This window comes from Pseudoalteromonas luteoviolacea CPMOR-1 (assembly GCF_001625685.1).
Taxonomy (GTDB): Bacteria; Pseudomonadota; Gammaproteobacteria; order Enterobacterales; family Alteromonadaceae; genus Pseudoalteromonas; species Pseudoalteromonas luteoviolacea_K.
Genome location: NZ_AUYC01000037.1, coordinates 25400 through 46533, shown reverse-complemented (window position 1 = coordinate 46533; position 21134 = coordinate 25400). Strand labels below are relative to the sequence as shown.

Annotated in this window: 9 protein-coding genes; 4 read left to right on the top strand and 5 right to left on the bottom strand. The window is 42.0% G+C overall.

The genetic code is table 11. From position 1 onward, the window contains the following. Positions 1-378: 378 nt before the first annotated feature. Both N473_RS16470 and N473_RS16465 read right to left on the bottom strand, forming a co-directional pair. A complete protein-coding gene (locus N473_RS16470; RefSeq protein WP_063368882.1) occupies positions 379-11010 on the bottom strand; it encodes a tlde1 domain-containing protein in 10632 nt (3543 codons plus the stop codon). Continuing rightward, positions 11003-12499, bottom strand: coding sequence for a hypothetical protein (locus N473_RS16465; RefSeq protein ID WP_063368881.1), 1497 nt, complete (start codon positions 12497-12499; stop codon positions 11003-11005). The genes N473_RS16470 and N473_RS16465 overlap by 8 nt, the downstream gene beginning before the upstream one ends. Positions 12500-13605: 1106 nt before the next feature. Between N473_RS16465 and N473_RS16460 the strand changes: the two genes are divergently transcribed. The 3 genes from N473_RS16460 to N473_RS16450 are packed head-to-tail and all read left to right on the top strand — an operon-like array spanning position 13606 to position 15908. After that, positions 13606-14367 (top strand): metalloregulator ArsR/SmtB family transcription factor, encoded by a 762-nt coding sequence (locus tag N473_RS16460; RefSeq protein ID WP_063368880.1) that lies wholly within the window; start codon positions 13606-13608, stop codon positions 14365-14367. Positions 14368-14378: 11 nt separating this feature from the next. Next, positions 14379-15410, top strand: coding sequence for an ACR3 family arsenite efflux transporter (gene arsB, locus N473_RS16455; RefSeq protein ID WP_063368879.1), 1032 nt, complete (start codon positions 14379-14381; stop codon positions 15408-15410). A 9-nt stretch (positions 15411-15419) separates the two neighbouring features. After that, positions 15420-15908, top strand: a complete 489-nt coding sequence (locus tag N473_RS16450; RefSeq protein ID WP_063368878.1) for a dual specificity protein phosphatase family protein — start codon at positions 15420-15422, stop codon at positions 15906-15908. Between the two features lie 130 nt (positions 15909-16038). Here the strand turns inward: N473_RS16450 and N473_RS16445 are convergent, their stop codons facing one another. After that, complete coding sequence (locus N473_RS16445) at positions 16039-17373, bottom strand: fibrinogen-like YCDxxxxGGGW domain-containing protein (RefSeq protein WP_063368877.1); 1335 nt, start codon at positions 17371-17373, stop codon at positions 16039-16041. Positions 17374-17681: 308 nt separating this feature from the next. Next, positions 17682-18125, bottom strand: coding sequence for a helix-turn-helix domain-containing protein (locus N473_RS16440; RefSeq protein ID WP_063368876.1), 444 nt, complete (start codon positions 18123-18125; stop codon positions 17682-17684). A gap of 248 nt (positions 18126-18373) precedes the next feature. Here N473_RS16440 and N473_RS16435 point away from each other — a divergent pair, with 248 nt between their 5' ends. After that, a complete protein-coding gene (locus tag N473_RS16435) occupies positions 18374-19537 on the top strand; it encodes a DUF819 domain-containing protein (RefSeq protein ID WP_063368875.1) in 1164 nt (387 codons plus the stop codon). A gap of 190 nt (positions 19538-19727) precedes the next feature. Here N473_RS16435 and N473_RS16430 read toward each other — a convergent pair whose 3' ends face one another. Beyond that, on the bottom strand, positions 19728-21008 hold the full coding sequence (locus N473_RS16430; RefSeq protein ID WP_063368874.1) for a hypothetical protein: 1281 nt from the start codon (positions 21006-21008) through the stop codon (positions 19728-19730). Positions 21009-21134: the final 126 nt, after the last annotated feature.

Here is a 21134-nt window from a genome sequence, read left to right as displayed (position 1 = left end):
GATGGGTGTCATGTTTATTTTTGTTTATTTTCATGTTTATTTCTATGTTTATTTCTACGGAATTAGTTGACCACAACAAAGTGACCATAAATAGAAAAGCCCCAGCAAGTGTACTGGGGGCTTTGGAACAGGTGCCTTTTATATTTTACTTATAATTTTCTTAAAAAAAGAATATGGTATTAATAGTATTATAAGAGTTACTATAAACATCTCTATCTCTTTAAGGGTATAATATCGTTCACCATCACTCAACATAAAATAAGCTAAAACATCTGGTGGACCAGTAAACCCTTCATACATCCAAGAACGCCACCATATAAGAGAAATTATATGTGATATCAGCACCAGCAAAACTAAATAAAAAAATTTTTTCATTTATTACTCCACCGTTAAAGTTCCAAAGTACGTTATATCAAGCCCTGGGATTGCACTATTAGGAGAATTTAACAGGTACTCCCTTGTAAAGTTGAAACTCTCTGAATCATAAAATGTAACGCATCCAGCACTTGCCCCTCCAGGGTGCATCCTAAACAGAGATCTTGTTGTTCCATTTATAACCGTATAATCATCAATGGTACCGTCAATTCTATACAAAGAAAACCATCGGTCTTTACCTCTCAACCAACTGTTCAACCTTCCTATAGGCCCGCCTGAAGCCCTTTCTACAATGTAGTAATCTCCTTTAGGTAGTGGACCGTTGTTTTCCAAGTCAGTTGCATCAGGATCATTTTTATATCCGTTTGTACCTGAAAAAACTTTCATTTTTTTACCATTTGGTAACTCTAAATAAGTAACATCCTCTCCATTTAATGTCATTTTTAATCTAGGCGGTATTATTTTTTCATTTAATGACTGAGCTGCTTTTAATGCCCCAGATGTAACATAATGATTCATCGCAAACTGAAACGCAGCCGTACTCGCACCATTGGCAAATTTACCGCCTGTGATTTCTGATACTGTACCACCAATTACAGCCGACACAATGGTACCTGATATTAGTTCATCAGGAATATAATTTCCGACTTGAGCACCTTTCGTTATCCCTGCACTGATAAACCCATGCCCGAATTTACCACCTTTTAAATCCGAAATTACACCGCCAGCCGAAGCATGCGCAAGTATCTTAATTGCTCCATGGGCTTTTATAGTCGCTTGCCCAATACCCAAAAAGGTCATAGACGTTGCGGCTCCAGTTAGCCCTCCCTGAAGAGTGCCTGTTGATATAACTCCTGAAGCGAATCCTGTCGTACCAGCTATTACATAAGCTTTAGCAAATGTTCCCGCGCCAGCAATCGCCGCTTTAAGCGCTTCTAATGCATAATATCCGCCAACCGCAGCTAATCCTATCGCCGCTATCGTCCGCCAGTTCTTCTTAACAAACTTCCCAAGCTTCTTAAACAAATACCCACTCGGATCCGTATATGACAGCGGATTATTCAGCACATAACTATATCGGTTATAGTTCTGCAAATTACTCGGCGCTTGCACAAACGGATCCGCCTGCATAAATCGGCCAGTATCTGCATCGTAGATCCGACCATTCATATGAATGATCCGCGTATCATCACCAAATTTGACCGGTTCATGGCCTGTATACGCCCTTTGATTACTCGCAACCGTCCAAAACAGTCCGGTTTCAGGAGCCCAGTCTAACTTGTCTACCGCATTCGTTGGCATTAGGATTTCTGTCTGTTTGCCAAAAGCATCATAGCTAAAGCGCTTTAGCAGCTTGCCACTGTTATTGACGACTGCAACCACAGAGCCTTGATGATCGGTAAACAACCATTGCACACTCTCTTGCCCATTTTCATGATAAGTTTTGACCGCATCATTGCCGATACTACGACGTATATACGTTTGATTAGACAAAGCCTCAGAACGAAATTCTGTGACTATTTCAAGGGCACCAACGTAGTATGTGGTTTTATCGCTTTCGTCACGTCTAAATCGTCGATTATTGGCATCGTAATAAAACTGAACCAGCGCATTATTCACAACAATGAGCATCGCCTTATTACGTGAAGAATACAACACTTCGCGTTGAGACTCTGTCACGCCATTGTTTGTCAGTGTTGCATAGGTTTGATTGCCATTGCTATCATATTCAAACAGTTCAACACGCTGACCTTTTTCACGCTTTGAAATCGCATGTGGCTTTGTGTTTTCATATTTTTGTGTCCAACCAGACTTGGCCGTGAGGTTACCATTGTCATCATAAGCATATTCAACCGCTCCATTAACCGTCGTGATCCGGTTTAACTTATCATAGCCAAACCTTGTGGTCTCAATTTCTCCTCCGTCTAAATTGAACGCTCTAGATGTGAGGTTACCAAGTCCATCAAATTCATAGCTGTGAGATTGAATATAGTCATAGCCGCCTCCTACGTTTAAAGTGCTGAGGAAACCGTTATCACTGTAATCAACAGACATGGCAAAGCGACCTTTGTTGTAATGAGTCACACGTCCAGCGCCATCTTCTTGCGAAAATAGATAATAGATGGCACCGTTAACACCTTCGCGTGCTTCTTGCTTTTTAGCAACTTGCCCGGCTCGATAAGTGAAGTGAATACCTTGTGCTTCTATGTATTCATTTCTCTGCTTTAGACGGCGATAATCATCAAACTGCTGAAATACGCGACCAAATTCATCAAATGTCGTCAGCTGTACAACACAGTGACTGTCAATAACCGACGCCAAATTGGCTGATATTCGAACATCTTTGCTTGAAGGCTCATACGACACATTGTCTGCACTCTTGCAGTCGATCGCCGTTCTATCAAGGTCAGTTACAGAAGCAACCCCCCGACCAAAGTCATCGTAGATGTAGCTTTTTAACCAATCAACAGTATATTCATGGGATAGACGATGCTTTTTGGTGCTGTCATACACCCATGTAGCAACATTTCCTGTATTGACGGTGTGCGTTTTTTTACGGCCAATGTCATCATATTCAAATACATGAATATTACCGTTGGCGTCTTCTTGCTCTATCAATTCACCAAACGCATTGTAGGTGTAGTGCCACGCACCACTATCTAGATCGGTTTGGCTACTCTTTAACCCAGTGAGTAAATTATAGCTATTGACGATAAGCACTTTATCACCGTCAGCACTCGACTTAACGCTTTCTACTTGGCCAAGGATATTGTAGGTGTATGTTAACGTATGCCCATTATTATCCGTCTCAGTGACTTTTTCGCCAAAGCTGTTGAAGGTCGTCGTTTGCGTTTGTTCATAACCTGGGATATTACCCGATACCTTACTGGTTGCCGTTCGATCCAACTTTGTCAGTTTTGTGACAAGGCCTGTTTGATTGTCTGTCACTTTAACTGGGTTATCAAATACATCAAAAACGGTCTCTGTACTTGGTAAGCTCGCTGGGATCAGCTTAACCACTCGGCCCCATGCATCATAATGCTGCTCGGAGTGCACCCACTGCCCGCCAACCGTTAGAACTTTAGAGCCAATTTCTCGACCTTGCTTATCTAAAAATTGTTGGCTCAACAGCTCGGTATTTTTATAGCTGTTAATGGCTACTGCACAGTTATTTACATCAAATGGACATGCTGCTCTTAATTTATATTGCTGTGCACCGGTCGCTGAATAATGACCAATGGCGTTACCAAAGTCATCGTATTTGAGATACTGACGCACCCCATCAGTATTTGATGTTTCTGTGGCTTGTCCAAACTTGTTATATCTATGTACATTTAAAGTTCGAAATAAGCCATTCTCCTTGGTTTTGACATATCGTCCATCAGCATCATAGTTAGTGACTTCTATGCGTTTGGCATTGCCTTTACAGCCCGTCGTTTTACCTATGCTTTCTTTACTAACGACATTGCCAACCACGTCATAGCCATAGCTCGTTTTTAGATACTCATCACATCCGCCATTGGGGTTTATTACTTCTGATTCAAGCATGCCTTCAAGGTGTGTCGAGGTGTAATACGTAAATTCACTCTCCTTAACCAAAGTCACGTCATTGTTTAAATCATCTTTACGTGTTGTTGTGACACGCGCAGTGTGCAACCGCCCTAATTCAGTCCAATCTGTATTCGTATAATAGGTGTTTTCGGTCTTCACTGACGATAAAAATTGCCCACCTGTGCCATTTATAAAGTCACTCGCATTCAGTGCGTCGTAGCGGCTTACGGTGATGTTGCTCACATTGGCAAATTTGTCTTGCTCAGTCACTGTGGTGCTACAGTCATAACCCGAAATTCCATAGTCAACGGCACCTTGAAAACTGATATCCACCCTCGCAGAGCACTCACGGCTAGTGTGGGCATACACAGCAAAGTAGTCAGGCACCATATCATCTTTATATACGCAAGTGCCTGTTGAGTTATCACATCCATTGACATGGTATTGATAGTCATTCTTTGCGTCGCTTATGACCAAGTTAGTATTGTTCACGTACATGGTTTTAACGGTACGTGTAGGCATACCAACAAATGGGAATATTTGACTGTACTCGGTTCTGGTTTTAAAGGTCATGCCATCTTTTTGGGTTGTGGTTGTCAACGCCTCAAACCCCAACGACCCTCTGCCACCAAATTGAATACGCGCACCTTCATAATGGTAATCCACAGCGAGATCCACATGAGATGTCACATCATTTATCGTTTGCTGTGATCCGGTAGTCACGCGCTTAACCAAATAGGCACTGCCATATAAATCATCTACGCGCGTATTGGTTTGCGCCGCCAGTAGCTCCGTTTTACTGTGGTTCCCCAATGTATATATTTCTGGATCAGATGTTAGCCCGTACTTAATCTGAGTTTGGTTGCCATACCCTTGGGTGATCTGTCGCAATTTAGCTGCGGGATCTGCACTGTATATCGCTTCTTTAACTTTAAGTTGATCACCCACATTCATTATCAGTTCATCGACACCATCATGATCATAATCTAAAAAGAAAATACTATCCGTTGCCGACAGCTGGGTGCCCAAATCATAGGCAGGTCTTGGGTCGCGTAGCTTAAAGGTAGCGCTTGCAGGCTCCCAGTCGTAGCGATATAAATGATAACTTTGGCTTGTCTGGTCAAAGCCCGTTACATACAACTCAGCAATCCCATCCCTATCTAGATCCGCTTGTATAGGCGCAATATGGGTGTCTTCTGGGTTAATATTTATCCCGCTTGGTGCTTCTAGAACTATTTCCCTACTTTTCGCGATGGCACTACCCGAATACGGTTTGAGCAGTGAAAATGCCCATTGTTTGTTGGCATTCACATAACCCAAATCAACAATGCCATCGCCATTGATGTCCATTGGCATCAACCGACTATGTACAATGTAAAGTGCTTTACTATCACCAAATTTATGCTTATCAGTACCTGAGTCATATTGGTTGAAATGCACAAACACGACGTCCTCTTTATCTTGAGTGCTACACCCTGACACAGAGCACTTTGATGTCATCACATCGGCGAGTCCGTCAAAGTTCACATCCAATAAATAAAACGGTTTATCGTCATTAATGTAATTCAATGAGACCGCCTCTGGAAAAGACGAGAAGTCTTTAACACTTTGGCTCCAAGTTTGCTTGAAAGTGTTATAACCTTGACCACCGGTGTAAAGCAGATCAGAGAAACCATCACCGTTGAGATCCCCAAGCCTCAGTTGATGCATTGAAGGACTGCCAACTATGGAGGCTCTGTGCCATTGCCTGCCGTCATAAGTAAAGTATTCCCACTTATTCGCAGCGTCACTTCTTGAGTTTGCGGTTCTAATTAATAGCCCTTGTCGACCGTCATCTTCTTTATCTAGCGCCAGCATCTCAATGTTGTCATCTGTGTTATTGGTATCGATTAAACTACAGCGTGAGACGGAGTGAGACTCAAAAATACACAGCTGGTGCTGACGTGGATCAGAGGTTTGGTTCAAGCTGACCAATGACGGTTTGCCATTACCTAGCAAGTCCACAAATGAGGTCGCCACCACTTTTTTACCAGTTGGTGCGCTGACCAGCGTCACAGGTACAAATAAGTCTGGCTCGGCTAAGCTCTGTGTATAGTCAAATACCACCGGCTTTTTACACACTTCCAATCTATTGCTGGCGCATTCTCTGACGCTTTTTAACAACCGAACATTATTTGTTGCATATTCAAAATTTAGATCTATGTGGCTGAGAATTTCATTGCCTTTATAAATTGAAATATTAGCCAACTCAGCTTGCGACACCATTTCTTCATGTGTCGGTGAATAGTCATATGCTAGCTGTCGAGCTTCCCCTTTTTGATATCTAAATTGAACACTGAACTTGTCTGTTCCATCAATGTTGCCACTGTACTCAATTTTGCTCAGCACGGTTTCAAGCTTACCTAACACCGACAGGTCTTTACTTCCTTTACTGTAGTGATAATGCACAATGTTATGAGCATTCCCCTCACCCAGTGCAGCAATGCGATCCATACTTTGACGAAGCAACCAACCGTAAGATGACGTGCCGCCTAGTTCACTTTCTGGCGAGCCACCGTAAATACGCTTACTGCCATCTTTACCATAGACTGCGAACTGTTTAGTACCCGATAGCTCAGGGGCCTCTACGACCACCTTTATTTGTGAGTCAATTTCACTGCGGTATTGCGCACCAACTTCCCCCTCTAACACATTATTCGTCAGAATAAGTCGACTACCATCTAAACAATACCTGTCATGCCCATCAAGCCATGGCTTAATTGCTTCAAACTTGCCATCGTGTATTTTGGTTTGTCTACAGCGTGTTATACTTGACCCTGCAGACAACTGCCAACCAAATGCCACAGATGAATACCCAGACTGACTGTTATAAGTCAATGCAACCTCTGGCGTAACACCTGCAATGCCCTTAGGCAATGGTAAAGGGATTGAGTAGGTTGCCGCACCTTGCTCATTGACTCTAAAATTTCCGGCGGTGGTGGCTAAGCTATGATGCTGTGCAAGTTGCTCAGCACTGGGGCCCTGATAATTTGCAGCCCTGCTTGGCGCTGACAGAGGATGAATTTGACCTTGGATCGTACTACTTGAAATTTCAATCACCTGCGTGGCAGAGGGCCTAGAGCAAGCGCGATGAATTCGGGTTTGACCATCTAACGTAATTTCTTTCTCAATACAGGCTTTAGCAAAAAACGTATGACTTCCATTGGGGTAAACCAAGCTGGTCGTCGCGGTTTTGTTACTGGCCGGCACCACCATTGGACCCGTATTATCCGCTGGATTATGAAGTTCGAAATAGTCTACATTTTTACCGTATTCAAGAAACACCGACAGCTTGCCTGCCTCAGCTTGATTTAAAGTAAGACTTGGCGTCGTAAGCAAACCATCTGTTGGGTCCATTTTGTTTGACCCCAATGCAGATTCCATCCAATCACTTACGCCATCACCGTCAGAGTCAGTTGTTAACTCACACTGATTTTGATCATGACAGATACCGTAGTAGTAAAATAGTGAGCTTCTGACTACCGGCTTGTATCGTTCGGACACTTCTATAGATTCGTTCATCAACTTAATAATAAACTCCGCTCTTGAAAGACCTCCGTTGAGCTCATTGATCCAATGCGAGCGGCTAAAACCTAAAACCTCTTGCCTTACTGCAAAAAAGATTGCGTGACTAATTGAGTCATAAAAATTGGCATTGGTTAGGCTTTCAGGGTGATTACGCTTTCCTTCTGTAGATTGCAGCATTGCATCAGCAACCTCTCGCAAAGTCACGTTGTGGTAGCGTACCGCATAAGTTAAAAATGATAACTCAGAGCGGCTCAATTCACGTTCTAGAACGGTATAGCCCAATTTCAGCAGTGTATATGTTGCCTCATGATCAGCATCCTGAGGCACCCAACCTGTTGGAAAGTCTTTCTTAAAACCATCAAGCAACGGAGAACGCTGTAGATCGCCCCAGTTGAGCTTATCAAGTCCAGCACTGCCTCGCTTTATCACATGCAGCTGATCGCCTGAAGTCGTCACCCAGATTTCATTGTCGCCCACCATCATGGGCTTTTGAATTGTACGTGCTCCTAATTTGTATACATATTTCGTTCTACCATCTAATGCATTTAGAGCATATAAAGCACCGTCATTAGAGCCATAAAATAGCGTGGCATCAGTTTGCTTGCTACCCACTAATAGGCCTTCAGCTTCTATCGCACCCTGCGTGGTATTTTTCCATAGTTGTGTACCATTTTGGTTCCAGGCATAGATACTGTGATCACGAGAACCGGCAAAAATAACATCAGTACCAATACTCGCTGTCGTGACGACTGCGCGTGAAGACAATAATCCGCCTGTTGTATTACACCACCTACGAGTTTGCTCAACAAAAGCACATAATTGATTACCCATACCCGCATAGATCTGACCACTCTTTCCCAATGTTGGGGTATGGTTAAGCGGGTCGATAACATCGCCGATATTCTCACCCGTGCTGTATTCGACAATGGGGCTATTAATAAACTTGTTTTTTACACCCACAGAAATCCCACCCTGATGGTAGGCATCTTTCACATCGGTAGGTAAATTTCTAATCCTCAAAACTTGAACATCGTTCGCACTTGTGGAAAGCGTCACATTACTGGTTGCAATTTTATGCGGGATCGCTGTCAGGTTTTCTTGAATAAAGATCTGCCCTTGCTGATGAAAGCCTGTGCCGTGTATTTCTAAGCAGTCACCCGTTGTACATATTTTTGCGAAACTAATTACAGGCGGGGCATGTTGAAGCGTTAGCGTCTGTCCTCGTGTACATTTATTTGCATTGTTTACATTACACGAACTGATCCGATATTTTACCTCGTGTTGTATCTCAGGGTTTTGGATCTGGAATGACCTGTTTCTGGTGTTTGATAACAGCGTTCGCCAAGGCCCCGAAGCAACTTGGCTCTCTAGCTTGAATCTCACAGAGCTGCTATTTTGGTCTTCAGCTCCCCAAGTCAAGGTGTAAGGACCACTTGGCACTTTAGTTGAATTCGTAAACGATGGCGGTAATGGCAAGCCCCCTTCGTTATTATTGGTATAGGCCACACACACGTGTTTAATGAGGAGGTAGTTTGTACTGCTCGATAAGTTTCCATTATACGCGACAGCGCAATAGGTAAAGGTATGATTGAAAGTATCAGACGATTTACGTATTTCTTTTTCAATCTTGCGGCCATCACTGCTAAAACGAACACCTTGCAACTGCGTCCATTGCTCCGGGTCATTTAGATTGATGCCTGTTTTATTGTTTGCGCGTTCAAAGATTAAATACTCATCAGCAAAGTTGACCGGCGGCATGAGTAGAGTAAAGTGCCCCGGAGCGTCTGCACTGGGGGTGATCCGGAGTCTAGGCGTAGTCGGTGCCACTGACTCAATGGTAAAATGATAGTCGCCTACACTCTCATACCTAACCTCGGTATTATTGACTTCTATGCGTGCTCGAACTTTAAAAGTTTGTTTATCACTGAGTGTGTAACCGGGTCTCCATTTTATGGGAAATACACTGGTTGCTCCCTTTTCAGGCAAACTTCCTGGATTGACTACCTTGGCGACCTCAATATCTTGCTCTGCACTTTTATACAGCTCAATGGCATGAATTTTTGCGCCTTGGTGTGCGCTGCTCAAGGCCCCCAATTTCACATGATAGGTGTAAGTCGTATTTCGATTGTGAATGGTTCCACTTGTCGGCGGATCATCTAACAAAATTCCTACAGGCACAAAAACCGTTAGACCTACTGAACTGGGCACCCATTCATTTATTGCATTGTCCTTAGCTAATATCACCACAGTATGCTGTGCTGTAACGTTGCTTGATGGGGCTTTAAAGGAAAGCGAGTACTTCCCGTTTTCGTAAACTAAACCCCCAGATTTGTCTTGGTTACTAGGGCAAGATGTAATATCTGACTGTGAACCTGGCACAACACAGACTTGTAACTTTTCTTTCGCTACCCGCGCGCCGGCATCCCACGCCTTAAAGGTTAGAGTGACTGTTTCATTGCTGGTTACAAATTCGTTACTTAAGGTTATATCGGTAATGCTTGGTAAAGACGCTGTCTTAAGGTTGATAGCATTTGATGTGCCACTGCCTGAGTGTGCAATAAACGTCGTATTGTCATTAACAGAAAAGCTCTCATAGCAAGAAGTCTGTTTTTTGTTGCTGCTCTCAAAACATGGGAGCCTTTCTGAGATACCCGCTAAAGTCAGTGTCCCCGCTTTTGCAGTCTTGTCGTTTATTATTACACTGCTTGGCCAGTTATAAGACTGAGCATCTGAGTCGTTAATTTTGACGACCGCATGAATATCTGTACCGACAGCTACAACACTGTTATTCGCGAGCTCCTTGCCTTCGGCATCATACACTTTTAATGTTACTTGCGATGGCGTGTCTGCTTCTCTCGCTTGACGCACAGCTATAGTTGTGGATTCACTGACATGAATATCATTGGTGGCTTTAACCGTGTAATACACAGTATTATCATAACCAACCGTGATATTCTCTACCTGTTCTGAACTCAAATTGGGGTTTAAAGCTCTGCGATAACCACCGTTTAGACAAGCACCTACTGCATTACTTTGGCACAAAGAGAATGATTCAATCTGGTTAGTTGTGTCCGTTGCGCGTGCGGTTAAGGTAACTTTAGTGTCATCATTTGCATCACGAGTATGCCCAAAAGCGACACTCGGCTTTGAGTAAGGTTTAACAACAAGCGTTCTGCTACACACAACAGGTTCCAAATTCGAGCCATGGTCCCACTTATGTGTAGAGATGAACCGGTAGCTCCCAACGCCAAAGTCGCGCGTCGTTTGATAGATATGACTGTTTGGCGCCGTGATGGTCGTCACCGTACCATTCGCGATCATCATGACATCAGTAAATCTCGATGCCATTCTCGAGTCAGCTAACTCGACCGTCACTCTCTTGGACGTCGTACCGCTATCAAGACCTACGGTTTTTACACCACCAAAACAGTATTGTTGTTTACTCGCCGAGCTTGCTTGAACAGTAAAACCAATACACATCAATAAATACAAACATAGGGTGTTAAATTTACTCATGCTGATCTCCTGACTGTTCAGCAACATCTAGCACAGTGGCAGTCCACTCCACTTCAAACATGTTGTTATTTTTTGCCGACTCCTCGTTCAACTGTGCCAATTCCATCTTAGAAAGCGCCCTTAATGGCACTGTTACGGAAAAGAGGCTTGGAGGGTCTATAGGTCCAGTGATGGGCCCTCCCGGATTACCACCCGGGTTCCCCCCCGGACCGCCGGGGTTAATTGGTTCAGCACCTCCTCCACTACTACTATTCGAAAACCTAATAGCGGTTAATTTAGTTACTTGTGAATGGGTGTCTTGATATTGAAAGTAGACTCGACCGCTTCTACGATTGATGGCAGGAGTCGCAATAATAGGCTTACCCAACATAGTCGCTGGTAAATTTGATGTTTTACGCAATTCAACCAAATTGAGCGCGTATTGAAGCACTCGTCCTTTATGACTGACAAAAATAATACTCGTATCGACTTTGCGAGTGCCTTGATAAAGATCCATTGCAACCGCCCCAGCTATCACTGCATCGGTCGTTGTTTTACAAGATTTTCGTGTAGAATACCCTACATGCAAAGAACACACTTCTCCTGAGCCGTCCATCTTACTGATACCAAAATACATATTGCTCTGCTCTACAAGGGGCTTGTTGACGAGTTTTCCGCCCAAAGGCAGTGACCAAACTAACTCTGGCGTAGGCTTTGAATAATCGATTTTATGTAGGTTACTAGACTTATCAGCGACAAATAAATAACGCTCATTGCCTCTGACCAAAGTGCGCGGAATAATATCTATACCCATATTGCGTAGTGGCATTAAAAAACCACTGTCATTAACGGGGTCTTCAATCTTGGCATGTTTATATATTAATGTACTTGATCGCGTTTGAACGCTACCAACACCCATCGATTGTATAGTGAACTTGGTATTTTCATTTATTCGTACTGGTACGCTGCCATTTGGTGGTAAATTAGTTAAATAAACTCTGCCATTTTTTAACAAGTTAACCGTATGCGCTCCACTACTTTTCCAACGTATTCTCGAGGATTCCCAAGGATAAACAGCGCCTTTGCTATACGAAAACTCTTCCACCGTATGTAAGTATATTGAGGCAGGTATACGATCGGCTATCATACCGTCAGAACATCCAAACCGATTACATGGCACCACTAAATACCTTACATTAGAATGAGGATTCGTAATTTCAATGGAATTTGTATAGGTTTTATACTGAGGAATAAAAAGGTCGCTTGATTGACTAAATCCAGTACCGGGCCCTTGTCCATATCTCGCTTGATATATGGTATCTCCAGAATAGGCCATCACAGAGTATTCAGTTGCACCTTCAACTTTTGTCCATGATAACTTGTCTTTTACACCTTTTACGTGAAATGCCAATTCATTATCTGATAATCGAGGTTTTTGAGAAGAAAAACCTAAACATGAAAAACTAATTAATGAAAACAGCGCAATATTTGCACACTTTAATTTTAACAACTTTTACTGCTCCCTATAATAAAAGTTGCAACAAATTAACACAAAACAACATATTAAAAAATAAAAAACATAAATAAAACAAAATATTAAAATAATTATATTCTACTCATAAAATTGATATTCATCTCAAATAAAATCTCTCTAAATTAAAATTAATACCAAATAACCCTTGTACAAGGTAACTTTTATGATAACCAGTTAAGCAAAATGTAATTTATATTACTTATTAAGCATCACTAAAAACACACGCTGCGCTTACCACGAGCTTCGCCAAATTCTGCGCACTTCCTCTTAAAACCAGACGTTGGGGTTATGTCGCAGGCGTGCACACCGAAAAAAGAAGCCGTAAGTGAGGCTGCTTAGAAGTTATCAAGTGGAAGTAATTGGATAATATTATTCACTGGCGTTTATTCGTACTCTGCATAAATTTATACCTCATGAATAAGCGCTGCGCAGGTGTTACTTTTCAATAACGCACCTTGATTCTGACTCAAACTCAGTCACAGAACAGTGTGATTTATGCCTTATTTAATAATACGAGCTATACGAATTAGCCTTACGGACGTTTTGTAATACACCATATGTATGACAAATACCCTCCCTCCTAACACTTAAACACCAGACAATCAATATGAAGGTTATGTTTTAGTATAAAGTCATGGTTAATATATGCACTTTTAATCAAGTTAACTTGATGAATGAATTAAAATCACACTATTATTTTGGCCAGGTTTATTAATGTCCGTACTTAACTATGCTTCAAAAATATGAATAGGTTTATATCTAACCTCATTACAGGTTAAATAAACACCAAAGTTAAGTGCAATAAGCTGCTCGTCACTGTGAATTACTTCACTCTATAATAAGTTGTTAAACACAATATCGGCTCAAGCAGTCAATATTACCCCTCCCTTTATACTCCGCTGCATTCGCTCTGATTGCCCTCTCTATGTGCCACAACGCTCAACCTATCAACTCAAAAAGCTATCGATGGTGACCCACATACGGCATATAAAAGACAACGTAGCCAAAACGCTTGCGACCATTACATAACGAAGTTAGTATATAACAAATTTATTATATGCAATTTAGAAATAGGCAACGATATGAAGGTTCTATTTTTATGCACTGAGAATTCAGCGCGATCTCTGATGGCTGAAGTATTGCTAAAACACCATGGTAAAGGTCAATATGATGTTTACAGTGCTGGTACTCACCCAACTGGCGCTGATCCTCGTACTCTCGCAGCTATCGCACATTTTGGGCTGAATAACCAAGGCTTGGCTTCACAACATGTAGATGAATTCTCAAATATGCATTTCGACTATGTGATAACCTTGTGCGCAAGCGCGACCAAAGAATGTGAAGGTCGTGTCAATGGCGTTAATTGCCTTGCTTGGGATATTGCAGAGCCTAAGTCTCGCCAATGTGACCATCCATTTGAAAAGACTTTGCAAGAGATCAATGAAAAGATCCAGTCTCTATTTATTGAAAATGCCACACAAAAACCGGCAACAATTCACCCTACAGCATTTTATAAAGCGCTGGCCGATGAAACTCGCTTAAAAACCCTACTCATCATTGCCGTTGAAAAAGAAGCCTGTGTGTGCGAACTGATGACGGCACTAGACGAGTCGAGCCAACCAAAAGTATCTCGACATCTCGCGCAGCTGCGAAAAATAGGGATCTTGTCAGATAGAAAATACCATCAATGGGTTTTCTATTCTCTCAACCCCACTTTACCGGAGTGGATGAAACACGTCATTACATCGACCGTGATCAATGAACCCAGCTTCATAGAAAAAGAGCTCAGTAGATTGAACGCCATGGGCGATCGCCCTACTCGTTTTGCAAACTTGTGTAACTAAGGAGTTCGTCTGTGGGTATATTTGAACGCTACCTATCTGTTTGGGTTGCTGCCAGTATTGTGTTCGGGGTTGGGCTAGGCTTGGTTTATCCCCCTCTATTCGAACTCATTGCGACCATGACTTATGCCAATGTTAATTTGGTTATCGCTGTGTTTATCTGGGTCATGATTTACCCCATGATGGTGCAAATTGACTTCTCAACCATCCGAGAAGTCGGTAAAAATCCGCAAGGATTAATCCTCACCGTGGTGATCAATTGGCTCGTAAAACCTTTCACAATGGCTGCGCTTGGTTGGTTATTTTTTGAGGGCGTTTTTGCCAATTATGTCAATCCAGAAACGGCACAGTCGTACATCGCTGGTATGATTTTATTGGGTGTTGCTCCATGTACCGCCATGGTGTTTGTGTGGTCCCAACTGACAAAAGGCGATGCCAACTATACCTTAGTGCAAGTGTCTGTTAACGACGTGATTATGATCTTCGCATTTGCGCCCATTGCAGGCTTATTACTCGGTGTATCTGATATTCATGTGCCATGGGATACATTGCTTATGTCTGTTGTACTATATGTGCTGTTACCCCTAATAGCGGGTATCTTCACACGAAAACGGTTAAATGCATCAGGCCAAAATGAAACCGCCATTAACGCCTTGCTCGCCAAATTGAAGCCTTTTTCAGTAATAGGGTTGTTGGCCACGGTCGTGCTGTTGTTTGGTTTTCAGGCCAATACCATCATCACACAGCCGATGAACATCATTTTGATAGCCATCCCCCTTATTTTGCAAACCTATGGCATATTTTTCATCGCTTATTTTGCAGCACTCAAACTCAAATTAAAACACAACATCGCCGCACCCGCTTGCCTCATTGGCACGTCAAACTTCTTTGAGTTGGCGGTCGCTGTGGCAATATCTTTATTTGGATTACATTCAGGTGCAGCACTTGCCACCGTGGTCGGCGTATTGGTTGAAGTCCCTGTGATGTTATCTTTGGTCGCAATTGTTAATAAAACCAAACACTGGTTTAACCCACAAACCCATTGAGAGGCAATTATGCAAACTCACCCATTTGATAAGCTAACACTGGAAAATGGCGGCGAATTTATATTTACTCCGTGTCCAGGCACAAAAGAGGCCACCTTAAAAGCGTCGGTCAGCCAACTGAAACACGCAGGCGCAGAGGCCATCATCACCTTAATGTATGACAGTGAGCTACAAAATAACAATGCACAAAACCTCGCGTTAGAGTGCAAGGAGCAAGGCGTCACGTGGTTTCAATTTCCACTTCCCGATGACGATGCGCCTAATCAAGATTTCATCGACGCATTTAATCATCACTATAATGAAGTCATTGATATCATTAATCGTCAAGGTACCGTCGCTGTGCACTGTAAAGGTGGCTCTGGCAGAACAGGACTGGTGATTGGCCTATTAATGAAACGGCTGGGGTACACACATTCAGACATCATCACGCAAGTGCAATCAATCAGACCCAAAGCACTCAAACACCCAGCACAAATGTCATTTTTTGAGCACTTTTAATGACTAATTTACTATCAATTTAAGAGTCAATAGCCACTTTAGTTGACCAAAAATAAAAAAGCCAAGTAAGCAATACGCTTTACTTGGCTTCTCATGTGCACACTCAAAACAAGCATGCTGACATTGAGTTTTACTTGATGTAATACTCTACGATACCCGCAGTATAACCACCGCTAAACTCCCACTTGCTGAACGCACCTGTGAAGTTATAAACATGTGACCAACCAATATTTAGGATTGCTTCACTGTAGTCACCGCCTGAACCACCACAACCAGATCTTTCTGTGTGCCAGAAACGACCATATGGCGCAGGGTTATTAGCCAGTGAGTCTGTTTGGTTAAGTGAGATACAAGACGCATTCAGTAGCGCATCTTTTTCTACGATACCAACCTTGCCAGCACCATCAACAAACATAATGCCGTATTGCATGCTGTCTCTAACTGCTTGCCAGTTTGCATCAGTCATCACACCAAAACCATCGTGCTTAACAACATCAACCGCATCAACTGATTTTAGTGATGTATTATGTGTCGCGAATAAAGTCCAGCCGCCAGACTCTTTTTCCATATTACAATATACTTCAATTGGCGCTGAGTTCGCTGGAGTAATTGTATAGTAACCGCTTGCTACTAATGGGTTTTGAGTTTGAATTGCTGCACACGAGCTACCAGTCGGTGCTTGAGCAAAATCATTTGCCAATCTCGGGGTAACTGTATCACGACCAAAAGCAGTCACATCTTGCGCAAATACATGTCTGCCAAACTTCATGACATTAACATGCTCTACAATGTGCGTAAGTTCAGTGTCTTTCGACTGCTCTTCTTGCAGATACAATCCATACGTCGCTTCAGTTGCTGCTGAATGGTCAAGTTTTACTTGATCAATGATGAAATCGTTACCACCGATTGAACCCGTATTGTTTGGCGCGTAGATAGCTAGGTATGCAACTGTTTCTTGCGCTGGTAGGTTTGAGGCTGCTTCTTCACCTTGCTTTAATGCAACAAAGCCGTGCTGCGTCACACCGTGTACGCGAGTTACATAGACTTTTGCATTGTCGTTTGATTGACCCGTTAAGAAAATATGCGGTGTATGGTCAAACTTCTCAGAGAAGTTTATTGTGTTTTCACCGTTACCTAGTTTAAAGGTACCAACTTCAATGATTGTGCCATCAGCCAGAGCTTGACGACCAGCAGGCAGCGATAGAATTGCCAGATCTTCAGCAACGTGTGCACCGTCAAGATATGGCCATTCTTGGAATTTAATTTCAACACCACCAGCAGATTGCTGCAAAGCGATAATACCAGCGTCAGCTTCTTTGTCTGAAGGTGCACTTGTGAATACTAGATTACCGTTAGTGTGATTTACTACGTTCCAAGCATCGCTTGCAGAAACTTCAGCGTACTCGTTAACAGCCATCGCGCTTGTGCACGCAAATAAAGAAAGCCATAGGGTATTTTTAAGCATCATCATCTCCTTTAAATGATACAATTTATTAGTGTGTCAATGAACAAGGTTTATTTACTTATCAACAGTAAAGCTAAATTCATATATTTATTATTCTTACTTACAACATTAGCCAAGCTCAACAGAAACGAAGCAAAACATTGATTTAGAACAAAATATATTTAAACACCGAGCTCATAAGCACCAATAATACCCCTCCCCTTCAGAAATAAAATAGTATTAATTTATTATTTTCAATGATTAAATTCATATAATTCACTTTACCCACTAATATGCTTTTTGTTGTATAAAACTAGCTAATATTTGACCTAATCCCATATGGTATATTTATCTCCTTGCCACTTTAACAACGTAAATAAATACCCCGTTATCAACATGAATAAGCCCCCTATCAAAGCGGCTTCACTCACAATGCCTAAAGTACAAAACATAAAACCAAAACCATGACTTATAGACTCGACGCGTCTTGCCGTTTTACGTTTGGGCCTAATTTGTAAGAAGTTAAGCGTAAACCACACCTTTAATATCAATGGTAACTCTTTCCAATTGTCTTTACTTTGTTTCATTGTAAACCTCACCTGATTCAACGCTTCAATACTGACATTTAGTGCAGCTGCAAGACATTTCTGTGACTCTAAACTTGCATTGGCACCAGCTTCAATGCGCTGAATAGTCCGTACATTTAAACCTGACATATTCGCGAGCTGTTCTTGAGATAAGCTGCGGCTTAACCTAAGTTGTTTTAAAATCATATTTTTACCTCAATAAACTGTAATGAGAGCATAATAAACCCACTCCCTTACGGTGACGACAATACCTCGACTCTAACCCGACATTAACACGACTGGGCAACGACACCTTAAAATTAGCATAGTAATCAGTGGCTTTGATAATTTTAAAATTTAACATTCGTAACATATATCAGTGAATTTACATCGTTTTTTTTGCAAAATTCAGCTAGCATAGCTGGCAATTCATAATAATTAGAATAGAGGGAAGTATGATCCAAGATGGTTTTGCGTTTATCGCATTCTTAATGTTTGTATCAAGTGTAATAATTTGGGGTGAGGATAAATATAAAAACGGGCCTTTTTTCAAGTATGTACCAGCTGTTATTATTATCTATTTTTCAGCCATGGTCATGTCAACTTTAGGCGTTTGGGAAATGACCGAGTCTGTTAAACAAGCTCGCTCGGAAGTCAAAACAGCGATTTTACCAGCCATGATCTTTTTGATGTTACTGAGGGCTGATTTAAGAGATATTGTAAAACTGGGACCAAAGCTATTGGGGACATTTTTCGCGGCAACATTAAGTATTGTTCTTGGATTCATTGTCTCGTTCGCGCTATTCCAAAGTTACTTAAATGACAATGCTGCGCTCACGTTTGGTGCCTTAGCAGGCAGTTGGATTGGGGGCACACAAAACATGGTTGCGGTCCAACAATCTTTAGGACTCAATGATGCTGGTATGGGTTATACACTGCTCATCGATTCTATTGATTATGCAATGTGGATTATGTTTTTATTGGCACTCGTGCCATTTGCACACAAATTTAATGCGTGGACCAAAGCAGATACCAGCACACTGGACGATCTACAAGAAAAGCTCACCTTATCCAATGACAAAATCAGAAAAGAAACCACGTTTCCAGATATGATGCTTTTATTAGGGAGTGCCTTTGGCCTCTCAGCACTGGCGATTTATGTCTCAGGTTTGTTACCTCACAACGCCGTACTAACAGGCACGACATGGAGCATCATGATAGTGACCCTTGTTGGCGTGATTTGTGCGATGACACCACTTGGCAAGCTACCTGGCTCACCACAACTTTCGAATGTCTTACTGTATACTTTAGTCGGTCTGATTGCAGCCAATGCAGACTTTGCTGAGCTGACCCAAGCACCCGCATACATTTTAGCGGGCTTTGTAATTCTGCTGATCCATGGCGTGATCCTGACCACCATAGCCAAAATTTTCAAGCTGGATCTCTTTACCTGTGGCATTGCGTCGCTCGCAAATATTGGAGGGGTTGCTTCATCACCCGTGCTCGCAGCAGCGTATAGCCAAACGTTAGTACCTGTTGCAATCTTAATGGCGTTAATGGGCGTCATCATTGGTACTGGTGCAGGTATTGGGGTAGCTATGTTGCTACAAGCTATGTAAGCCTGTATAAGGTTGCAGTGAGTAAACATGCTCATAGCAACCTTCTTTGTCGAACTAACCAGTTAAAGCACTGAGTTCCTCGACTTTTGTGTTTTGAGGCGCAGTACAGTTATCACTAAGTGAGTCCCCTGCGCTTCAATCCAAAGTTTGTGCTTTGGAAATAAATGTTCGCTTCCAAAGCACCTCCTTGTTATTTCACCTCAATACGTATTTGTGTATTTCCGTTGTCAATCTCGCCCACGCCTTTAGAAGCAACAGCTTTATAGTCTGAGCCACGCACTTTTCTAATGTATGTGTAATTGCCACCATCCGCATATGTGCCCCGGTGTTGCCAACTGCCGTTAACACGCAGGTGTCGCTGTATATCACCGCCGAAGTATGGCTGATGATTATTCCCATTGACTAAGACCTCATTAACTGCCCATGCATGGCGGTCGGTTAAGTATGTTGCGCCAGAGTAATTATGATTGGTTGGAGTAATGGTACTTACGGCTATTTTATTAGCAGATTGAATATCCAATTCTTTCACATAACGTGACCCTTTAGTCGGATCAAAAGACGTGCTTTCGGTAAATAAAACATGCACACCACCACCTGTGCCAGGCTCTTCCGCTACAATATCTTTTACATAAATATAAGTTCCATTTGCTTCTGAGTCGTAAACCAAAGTCCGAGGGTCGTTCTCAGCCAGCGGCAATGTGAGTTTTTCACCTTTGATGTTATACCAATCTGAGTTATACGTGTACGACTTAATCACGTGAATGTTTGAGCGGCGATCTAAGTCATAATTAGGATGGTAGTTATACGCGATAAAAATTTGCCCATCATCATTGGTATCACTCACCGCATAATGACCACCTTCAGCTAATTTATATTCATGACCATTCCTTTCAAACCACAGTGTTCTCACTGCCTTTTGGCCTACATATTCGTAACGAGTGAATACCACAAGGCGATTCGAAGAATTATCTAAATGTAATTGTGGGTATGACTGATTAAAGTTACCGTGATCTGGAAGCCCTTTGATCTTTTGAAACTGAGTACCATAGGGCGTTGTTGACTTGTACAAGTGCCCACTTCGATACTTAGGTCCAAGCCCACGCGAAGACAGTTGCACATAAACATAACCTCTTGTATCAATGTCGACAACTGCATTGGTATGTGGGTCATCCCAATTGCTCTCAGTGTGAACTTTTATCTTTTGATTGTAGTTTTTCACTACATAAGTGACTAAATTACCGTTTTCGTTATTGGAAAACACCTCAAAATGATTGTTGTTTTTCTCCACTGCAACAGGAATATGTTTATGAGTATAAGTACCTGTCGCACCGCAATACTTGGGTACTCCATTGAATAGCTGCTTTGTTAAACAAAAATAACTCGACTGGTAACCACTGTCATAAACATGAATGTTTGACGCTAAACTTGTTGCCGATGACAACATCATCATAAAACCAACTGAATATTTCATAAAATCTCCTTTTTTGAAATTTTATATTTACACCTCTCATGTTAAAAAACAAATACAAATTATGAATTATTTAATTAAAAATAGAATAAGGTTTTAACTCCAGATAAATCTATTGAAAAAATCACA